This window comes from Streptomyces sp. NPDC059455 (genome assembly GCF_042750115.1).
Lineage (GTDB): Bacteria > Actinomycetota > Actinomycetes > Streptomycetales > Streptomycetaceae > Streptomyces > Streptomyces endocoffeicus.
In genome coordinates, this window is the sequence record NZ_JBHYVB010000051.1 from 49,139 (window position 1) to 58,555 (window position 9,417).

Sequence of the window (9,417 nt, forward strand, 5' to 3'; positions counted from 1 at the left end):
CCACCCGCCCCCGGACTCCCCCGCGCGCGCCGGCCGGGCGGCCCCCCGGCCCCCCCCCCCCCCCCCCCGGGGGGGCCGGCCGCGGCCCCCGGCCCGCCCCACCACCGTCCAGTTATGAGCGGCCCCGGCCGCCCCGAATCCCTCCCCGGAGGACCGCATGGCACGAGCACAGCCGCCGGGCCGGAACACCGGTCAGCCTCGCCAACGCCGTCGGCCAGGTCATCGACCACCCCACCCTGTGCCGCACCAAGTGGTACGACGAGACGGACTTCTCCCACTTCCGCATGGCCAAGTGGCACATGGAGCAGCTTCGACGCGGTGCATCGCGACCCACCGAACAACGCAACTACCCAGGTTTCGAAACCTATGAGACCGCTACCAACCCCGCAGGAACACCCGGCACCTAACCAGGGCGGATGTAATATGCGGCACCCACAGGGTGGGCGTCCGGTGCGTCGGCGCGCGGTGTAGTCCCACTTCGCGGCGATGAATCTGCGATGCCAGGCGAGCAGGGTGCCGGGGGTGGCAGGGAAGACCTCGCGCCAGTGGCGTCGAGGTATCCGGCCGGACAGAGTTGCGAACCAGAACCGGTCGGCGGGCTCATAGCGCACCGGTCCGGTCAACTGGCGGCGCAGGACCACGTTCTCGTGCCGCAGCACCAGCAGTTCCGCGTCCTTCGCCATCTCACGACGGAGGAGCACTGTCGGAACGGTCAGCAGCTTCCGGGTCACCTTGTACAGCAAGGACACGATCACGTAGGGCATGATTCCAGCGGCCCGCCGCACCCCGCTCACCTGCGGCGATGACTTTTCGAGCGGCACAGGGTCACGCAGCCGGGGGCGGGTCCAGCCCAGGGACTGCTTGAACAGGCGGAACGTGTGCTCAAGGTCGAATCTGCGCAGGTAGCACGACCAGACGAAGTCGACGTCGTCCGGGGCCGCGCCGGTTGCGGAGGACCACAGCCAGACCGGCGGCGCGTCCCGGTCGCCGGGAAGGTGGTCGACCTTGAGGCGGACCAACGTGCCTTCGATCAGGGGGAGTTCGCCTTCCAGGTCGATCCAGGCCGAGCGGTGGGTGAGCCGGGGATGGACCCAGTCCCACGCGCGGGCCTCGGCCTTGCCGTAGCGGGGCGTGTCGTTCATGGTCACTGCTGTCGGCTCCGGCCAGGTCTCCGGGTTCGCCAGGCGGAGTTCCGGTCCGTGCTTGGGCGGCCGGCCGCCCTTCGGGTCGTAGACGCGCGGCGGCTTCGGCAGTCGCAGGACGCGATCGGAACGAAGGCGCCCGACCAACTCGACGGGAAGGTCACTCAGTACCCAGGCCAGGCGCATCACGTCGTAGCCGGCGTCCATCACCACCAGCATGTCCCGATCTCCGGGCTGCCACTGGCCCGCACGGATCAGACGTTCCACGACCTGCCTGAACTGGTGGGCGGTCACCGCGATCGCATCATCCTCGGGCCCGAGACGGACGGCGTCCAGCACAGCGGTCCACGAGGTGCGGTCCGGGGTGAGCGCGGCTACGAACGAGTACGGCCAGCCCGGGATGATCTGCGCGGCTGCCTTGGAGCGGCCGTGGACGTGGCAGAACAGCCGCTCCGGCGAACAGGCCGCGTCCGAGCGCAGCCACGGGGAGGCGTCCACGGGGAGCACGATCCGCCCGCCGAACCGTGGCAGGGGCGGTGATATCAGCAGGTCACGTAAGGCATCGATGTGGAGGCGGCCATGGTTCAAGGCTCCGTACAGCGAGCCGTAGCCGCGCTGGTGCTCGGCGAGCTGGGACAGCTCCACCGGCGTCCGGGTCGGGCCGTCCGCGCACAGCAGCGCGTCCGCCAGTTCGAAGAACGCATCCGCTCGCGCGGACAGACACCCGTAGAAGGCCGTCCGAAAGCGTGACAGTTCCGCGAACGCATCCCGTTCGCCGGCACGCACCAGCACACTCATCCCACGGCCTTCCTTGTGAACTCCTGGATCTCGTCGCAGAGTTCAGGATCACGGGGAAGGCCGCCCGCATACCCTGCGATCACTCCAAAGAGTGACCACTCAACCGGGCCCGACGATAAGGAAGAAGTTTAGATCCATTCTCAGGTGTGTCCACACCATGGGGATCACCTCAGTGAGGGGGCGACGGCGTAGGGGCTACGCGGTGCCGTAGAGGTCCTTCCCGATGTCGCGGGCCAGCATCGCCGCCCAGGCGAGCGCCTTGTCCTTATCGTCGTCGGCGCCGACCCTGAGAATCACACCTCCGACGCGGGCCTCGACCGTGTAGCGCCGAGGGGTGTCGTACTCGTCCCCTCCGGTCATCGAAGACGACTCCAAGAGAGCCTCATCGCCCAGGCCCTTCAGCTTCGCGACCTCGTGGTGCTCGTAAGCGACGCCCGCCTCCATGTCATGCAGGACAGTTTTGCAGTGAGAGTAGAGGTCGTGCTGGAGCGCGAGATAGCGCTTGGCGTCCTCGGCGGGCATCGACAGCAGGGACTGGTTCACGGATATCTCGGGCACCGTCTCCGGCTCTGCGCTTGCCGAGAATGTCATCCACCCTGGTCGGGGCCCGCACCAGACCTCACGGTCGTCGGCCGCGGTCACTCGAGTCGGCGCTCTCGCGTAGTGCGTGATCCGCGCGTCATGATGATCGATCGTGCTGCTGCGACTGGCTTACCTGGGTGTGACACACGCGTTCGCGATGCTTCGCCTGCTGCCGATGACCGACCGGGACAAGGACGCCGAGATCCTCGCCCTGCGCCACCAGATCACCGTGCTGGAACGTCAACTCGGCAGGGACAAGATCCGGTTCACGCCGAGCGATCGAGCATTCCTGGCAGCGCTGCTGCACCGGCTGCCACTGCACGTCTTGCGACGATTACGGCTGCTCGTTCGCCCCGACACGGTACTGCGTTGGCACCGCAACCTCGTCAAACGCCGCCATGCCACCTCCTGCCGACCCAAACGCCTGGGACGACCACGCACCGTGCGCTCCATCCGCACCCTGGTGCTGCGCCTGGCGAAGGAGAACCCGAGCTGGGGCTACCGGCGCCTGCACGGCGAGCTGCTCGTGCTGGGGGTGAAGATGGGCGCGTCCACCGTCTGGGAAATCCTGAAGGAGGCCGGCATCGATCCTGCGCCCGAGCGGAACTCCAGTACCTGGGTCACCTTCCTTCGCGCTCAGGCTGATGCGCTGCTGGCCTGCGACTTCATGGAAACAGTCACCCTGTCGGGGGTACGGATGTACGTGCTCGTGGTGATCGAACACGGCAGTCGCCGGATCCGGATCCTGGGCGCCACCGCGCATCCGATCGCCTCCTGGGTAGCGCAAGCGGCGAAGAACCTCGTCATGGATCTCGAAGACCTCGACTGCCGGGCACGGTTCATGATCCGGGACAGGGACGGGAAGTACCCCGCCCTCTTCGATGCCGTCCTCAAGGACGCAGGGATCGACGTCGTCCTCAGCGGCATCCAGATCCCAAGAATGAACTCGATCATGGAGCGCTGGATACAGACCTGTCGCCGCGACCTCCTGGACCGGACATTGATCTGGAACCAGCGACACCTCGTCCACGCCCTGCGCGAGTTCGAGCAGTTCTACAACGGACACCGACCACACCAAGGCATCGCGAACGCCAGACCGCTACACCCCTTGCCCCCGCCGATCGACGATCCCGACGTGTTGGCCCGCCTCGACATACGCCGACAAAGTCGCCTCGGCGGCATCCTCCACGAATACCAACATGCGGCGTGACCTGCACGGATGAGACTTCCGGCAAGAGCACAGTCCATCCTCGCCGCCGACTTCTTCGAGACCAAGACTCTGACCGGAGCGACGCTGTACGTCCTCGCAATGATCGAGCATGCCACTCGCCGCGTGCGGATCCTCGGCGCGACGGCACATCCCACCGCCGCCTGGGTCACCCAGCTCGCCCGGAACATGATCATGGACCTCCAAAACGCAGGAACCGAAGCGAAGTCCTTGATCCGGGACCGGGACGTTCGCTACCCGACATCCTTCGACACTGTCCTACAAGCCGAGGGTATCGAGGTCGTCCAGACCGGCGTCCGGATGCCGCGCATGAACGCGATCATGGAGCGTTGGGTGCGATCATGCCGAACCGAACTCCTCGACCGCACCCTCATCTGCAACCAGAGCCATCTCCTCCACACACTGCGCGAGTACGAGGCGTTCTACAACGAGCACAGACCTCACCGCACTCTCGCAGGCGCCGCGCCACTCCACCCCCTACCCGAACCGATCACCGCCCCCGACCAGCTCACCCATCTCCACGTCCATCGACGCGATCGCCTCGGCGGCCTCCTGCACGAGTACCGACATGCTGCGTGACCAGCACGGACGTAGTTCTTGGCACCTACAGCGTCCTGCGCCGCTCCGGTCTACCGCCCGCACCGCAGCGCGCCCCCCAGCAGACCTGGCGCTCCTTCCTCCGCGCCCAGGCCCACACGCTGCTCGCCTGCGACTTCATGCACGTGGAGACCGTCTTCCTCAAACGTCTCCATGTCTTCTTCGTCATGGAGATCAAGACCCGGCGCGTCCATGTCCTGGGCGTCACCACACGTCCTACAGGCGTATGGGTTACGTCAACTCGCCCGCAACCTGCTCATGTACCTCGAGGAGAGGGCTGGGTGCTTCCGATTCCTCATCCGGGACCGTGACAGCAAGTTCACCACCGAGTTCGATGCCGTCTTCGCCGGCAACGGCACAGCCGTCATCCCGACCCCGCCGCAGAGCCCACGGTCAAACGCGTTCGCCGAACGATGGATACGCACAGCCCGCGCCGAATGCACCGACCGAATCCTCATCACCGGCGAACGACACCTGCGCACCGTCCTCACCACGTATGCCCAGCACTACAACGCAGACGACCCCACCGCAGCCTGGACCTACGAGCCCCAGACGACGACCCGGACATCATCCCCCTACACGCTCGCACGGTCAGGCGCCGACAGGTACTCGGTGGACTGCTCAACGAGTACCACACCACGCTGCCCCGACCGCCTCACCATCGGCAGAGAACGCCCAGCTCAGCAGCCTGATCGGAATAATGACACCCTTCAGGCCTCCTCCACGAATACCAGCATGCCGCATGACCTGCGCGGATGAAGTTATCGGCAAGCGCACCGCTGCGAGGACCGCATCCGAGGCGCCCGGGACACCGGCCTGCGCAACCTGCCCCTGCACGAGACCGCCCAGAACCGGATCTGGCTGGAGATCGTCCAGATCGCACTCGACCTCCCCGCCTGGATGCCGATGCTTGCTCTGACCGGCGAGACCCGCCGCTGGGAACCCAAGAAGCTCCGCCTGCGGCTGTTCTCCGCCGCCGCCCGGCTCGTCACCACCGGCCGCCGCCACCGACTCCGCATGCCCGACCGATGCCCATGGACCCACATCATCACCCGGGCAGCCGACCGGCTCCACGCCCTGCCGAACCCCGGCTGACCAGCCACTTTCGACCATCCCAACAAGCCGCACCACCCCACCGGGCAGTGGAACCCGGCGCCCACCCGACACGACAGCCGGGCCCTCAACATGCCCAACCCCAAAAAACCACGCCACACAAACACAGAGTCCCCGTCAGCACACCGACCAGGACTCATGAACGATCGAGGCTAGGGCGTAAAGGGCAATACGCCTAGATCAAACGCCCTCGCAGATAGTCCCGAAGCTCGTCTTCCTCGGACATGTGTTCCGTTACTCCTTGTTTGGCGGCGGACAATTCAGCTACTTACCGAACCCGCGCTCGATGATCTGATAAAGATCCTCGTTCGTGGCCGAGTCCAGGTCGTCCTCGTCGTTCGCCTCTGATCCCTGCGCTCGCCAGTCCGCCATGAGGGCATACAACTGTTCGGTGATCCGCTGGCGATCGACGTCATCGAGGGTCACAGCCGACAACACAGCGCGCAGACCGTCCAGATCTGCCAGGGCAGTCTCAATGGCGCCGGCTTCGCGCGGTACCAGCTGGTCGTGCAGGTACCGGGCGAGTTCCAGGGGGACGGGGTGGTCGAAGACCAGGGTGGCGGGCAGGCTCAGGCCGGTCTCGGCCGAGAGCCGGTTGCGGAGCTCCAGCGCCGTCAGGGAGTCGAGGCCCAGCTCGCGGAAGGCCCGCTGGGGATCGATGTCCCCGGGTCGGGCATGGCCCAGGACCACGGCCGCAGCGGCCCGGACGGTCTGCAGGACCTCCTGCTCGCGATCGGCGGGCGGAAGCGCGGCCAACCGGGCCGCCAGGCCACCCGCATCTGCGGCCACGGCCGCCGTCGGGCGCTCGATGACACCACCAGCGGCCAGACCCCGCAGCAGCGCGGGCACCGGCCTTCCGCCACGGGACAGCCCCGTCACTTCCAGTCGGGCCGGGACCGCCAAGGGCGAACCCAACACGGCGGCGGCCTCGAACAGCGCCAGACCCTGCTCCGTCGACAGCGGTTGAACACCACCGCGACGCAGGCGCGACAGACCCGCACCCTCCAGATGCCCGGTCATCCCCGACGCCTGGGCCCACAGCCCCCACGCCAGCGACTGACCGGTCAGGTGCCGGTCACGGCGGTAGGCGGCGAGCGCGTCCAGGAACGCGTTCGCGGCGGCATAACTGCCTTGGCCCGCACTGCCCATGACGGCCGCGGCCGAGGAGTAGAGCACGAAGCCGGCCAGGCCCGCGTCTTCGGTCAGCTCGTGCAGGTTCCACGCCGCGTCGGCCTTGGCGGCCAGCACCGGCGCCATGCGCTCAGGCGTCAGCGACTCCACGGTGGCGTCGTCAATCACACCGGCGGCATGGACCACCGCCGTCAGCGGACGGTCGACCGCGTTCTTGGCCAAGACAGAGGCGAGGGCGTCGCGGTCGGCGGCATCGCCAGCCTGGACCCGCACACTCGCACCCGAGGCGGCCAACTCGGCTGCCAGGTGCGCGACTCCCGGCGCGACCGGGCCGCGCCGGGACATCAGCAGCAGGTGCCGCATGCCACGGACGTCGACCAGGTGCCGGGCCAGTTCCCCGCCCAGCGTTCCGGTGCCACCCGTGACCAGGACGATGCCCTGCGGGTCCCACTGGGCCGGGACGTTCACTACGACCTTGCCGATGTGCCGGGCGGCCTGGAGGTGCCGAAGCGCCGCCACCGCCTGCGACAGCTCGAAGCACGTCACAGGCGGCGGAGTCAGTGTCCCAGCCTCGAACATGCCGCCGAGTTCGGACAGCATCTCCGCGACCCGCGGTACACCGGCGTCCATCAGATCGAACGCCCGGTAGACGACCCCGGGGTGGGACTCGGCGACCTGCTCGGGGTTACGGATGTCGGTCTTGCCCATCTCGACGAACCGGCCGCCGCGCGGCAACAGCCGCAGCGAAGCGTCCGTGAACTCCCCGGCCAGCGCGTTGACCACCACGTCCATGCCCTCGCCACCCGTGACGGCCAGGAATTGATCGCAGAAGGCCAGATCGCGAGTGGAGGCGATGTGGGTGTCCGCCACACCCATGGCTCGCAGCGCGTGCTGCTTGGCCGGGCTCGCGGTCGCAAAGACCTCAAGCCCCCATTCCTTGGCCAGCTGCACCGCGGCCGTGCCCACGCCACCTGTGCCAGCGTGGATGAGCACCCGCTGACCCGGGCGGACCCGGGCCAGATCCCGCAACGCGTAGAACGCGGTGAGGAACCCGACCGGGACTGCCGCAGCCTGCTGGAACGACCAACCCTGCGGGATGGCAGCCACCAACCGGCTGTCCACAACCCCGACCGGACCCCAACCCGGCAGCAGACCCATCACCGACTGACCCACCGTCAGATCGTTCACCCCGGGGCCGGTCTCCAGGACGATCCCGGCCCCTTCCCCGCCAAGGATCCGGCCGTCGGAGACCATCCCCAGACCGGCGACCACGTCGCGGAAGTTCACACCCGCCGCACGCAGCCCCACCCGCACCTGACCCGCCAGAAGCGCCGCATCCGCCTCGGGAGCATCGACGACAGCGGCGCTGCCCAGGTCACCAGGCTGGGCAACCTCGACCCGCCAACCCGAACCAGTGGGAAGCATCAACTCCCCGGACGCACCGGTCCGGACCAACCGCCGACCGAACGCCGCGACTCCCCCGCCGTCAGCAGCGAGACGCACGCGGACCTCAGGCTCGTCGGCATCCAGTGACACGGCCAGGACGGTGTCCACGTCGGCGTCACGGTCCGGGTCCAGGCCGGCTGACGGGTCGACGTCGACCAGCAGCAGCCGGCCCGGGTGCTCGGACTGCGCAGAACGGACCAAGCCCGCCACCGCAGCGCCCGCCAGGTCCTGTCCGGCGGCCGCGCCCTGGATCCAGACCACCAACCGCGAATCGTCGGTCTCGGGATCGGCCAGCCACTGCTGCACCCAACCCAACACCGTCGCGGCAGCCAGCTGAGCCGCCTGCGGCGCCGACGCCCCGGGCTCGGCAGCCGGAACCACCGCCACCACCACCGGAGGACTCTCGGAGCCGACCGACTCGCCGTGTCGCACCCACGGCACCACGGCGGCCGGGACCTGGAGAAGCGGGACCCAGTCGACGGTGAACAGCGACTGCCGTACGTGTCGGCCCGACCCGGCGAACTGACCAGCCGGGATCTCACGCAGCGCCAACGATTGCGCGTGCAAGACCGGCTGACCGACAGCGTCGAACGCCGTCACCGAGACGCCGCCAGACTCACGGGCCAAGACCACTCGCAGGTGTCGGGCGCCGCCGGCCAGCAGCCGCACCCCCGACCAGGCGAACGGCAGTCCCGTCCCAGTACCACCATCACTGGCGACCAGCAGACCGTGCAGGGCGGCATCGAGCAGAGCCGGATGCAGACCGAACCCGGCCACATCGGAGTCGATGACCTCGGGCAGCTCGGCCTCGGCGTAGACGGTGTCTCCAGCCAGCCAGACCCGGCGCAAGCCCTGGAACGCCGGACCGTAGCCGTAACCACGCTCGGCGAGCGTCGCGTAGGCGTCGTCGACCGGAACCGGCTCCGCACCCGCCGGAGGCCAGGCCGGCAGCGGAGCGGGGGTCGGCTCACTGCCGACCGGGGCGAGCACGCCGACCGCGTGTCGCACCCACTCGCCGTCTCCGTCGCGGGAGGAGATCGTGACGGTTCGGCGACCGCTGTCGTCGTCGCTGTCGCCGACGTGGACCTGGAGCTGAACGCCGCCCTGACCGGAGAGGACCAGCGGTTCCTGGAGCGTCAACTCCTCCAACATTCCGCAACCGGCCAGGTCCCCGGCGTGGATCGCCAGGTCCACAAACGCCGTACCGGGCAGCAGAACCGTGCCGTGGACCGCGTGGTCGGCCAGCCATGGCATCACCGCGAGCGACAGACGGCCCGTCAGCACGAGCCCGTCGCCCTCGGCCAGCCACACCGCAGCCGCCAACAACGGATGTCCAGCCCGCTCCAAGCCGATCGACGGAGCATCCCCGCGACCGGCCAC

General features: G+C 68.3%; 5 protein-coding genes and 3 pseudogenes. 5 read left to right on the forward strand and 3 right to left on the reverse strand.

Going from position 1 to position 9,417, the window contains the following annotated elements:
- Nucleotides 1-821 precede the first annotated feature (821 nt).
- Nucleotides 822-1,940, reverse strand: a pseudogene (locus tag ACFXB5_RS20090) (transposase); the annotation flags it as partial.
- 195 nt (nucleotides 1,941-2,135) lie between these two features.
- Nucleotides 2,136-2,498 (reverse strand): hypothetical protein, encoded by a 363-nt coding sequence (locus ACFXB5_RS20095; protein ID WP_385209574.1) that lies wholly within the window; start codon nucleotides 2,496-2,498, stop codon nucleotides 2,136-2,138.
- Between the two features lie 136 nt (nucleotides 2,499-2,634).
- On the opposite strand from ACFXB5_RS20095, the gene ACFXB5_RS20100 reads away from it, so the two are divergent.
- The 5 genes and pseudogenes from ACFXB5_RS20100 to ACFXB5_RS20120 form a co-directional block, all read left to right on the forward strand.
- Nucleotides 2,635-3,732, forward strand: a complete 1,098-nt coding sequence (locus ACFXB5_RS20100) for an integrase core domain-containing protein (protein ID WP_385209576.1) — start codon at nucleotides 2,635-2,637, stop codon at nucleotides 3,730-3,732.
- 27 nt (nucleotides 3,733-3,759) lie between these two features.
- Nucleotides 3,760-4,329: pseudogene (locus ACFXB5_RS20105) on the forward strand (integrase core domain-containing protein); the annotation flags it as partial.
- Complete coding sequence (locus tag ACFXB5_RS20110) at nucleotides 4,326-4,658, forward strand: hypothetical protein (protein WP_385209579.1); 333 nt, start codon at nucleotides 4,326-4,328, stop codon at nucleotides 4,656-4,658. The pseudogene ACFXB5_RS20105 and the gene ACFXB5_RS20110, both read left to right, overlap by 4 nt.
- Nucleotides 4,606-5,106 (forward strand): integrase core domain-containing protein, encoded by a 501-nt coding sequence (locus ACFXB5_RS20115; RefSeq protein WP_385209582.1) that lies wholly within the window; start codon nucleotides 4,606-4,608, stop codon nucleotides 5,104-5,106. Before ACFXB5_RS20110 ends, ACFXB5_RS20115 begins: the two co-directional genes overlap by 53 nt.
- A 15-nt stretch (nucleotides 5,107-5,121) precedes the next feature.
- Nucleotides 5,122-5,442, forward strand: a pseudogene (locus tag ACFXB5_RS20120) (transposase); the annotation flags it as partial.
- A gap of 282 nt (nucleotides 5,443-5,724) precedes the next feature.
- Here the strand turns inward: ACFXB5_RS20120 and ACFXB5_RS20125 are convergent.
- On the reverse strand, nucleotides 5,725-9,360 hold the full coding sequence (locus ACFXB5_RS20125) for an SDR family NAD(P)-dependent oxidoreductase (RefSeq protein ID WP_385209585.1): 3,636 nt from the start codon (nucleotides 9,358-9,360) through the stop codon (nucleotides 5,725-5,727).
- Nucleotides 9,361-9,417 lie beyond the last annotated feature (57 nt).

Coding starts and splice junctions, on each gene's coding strand:
- ACFXB5_RS20115 (WP_385209582.1), top strand. CDS start 4,606: ATGTACCTCGAGGAGAGGGCTGGGTGCTTCCGATTCCTCATCCGGGAC.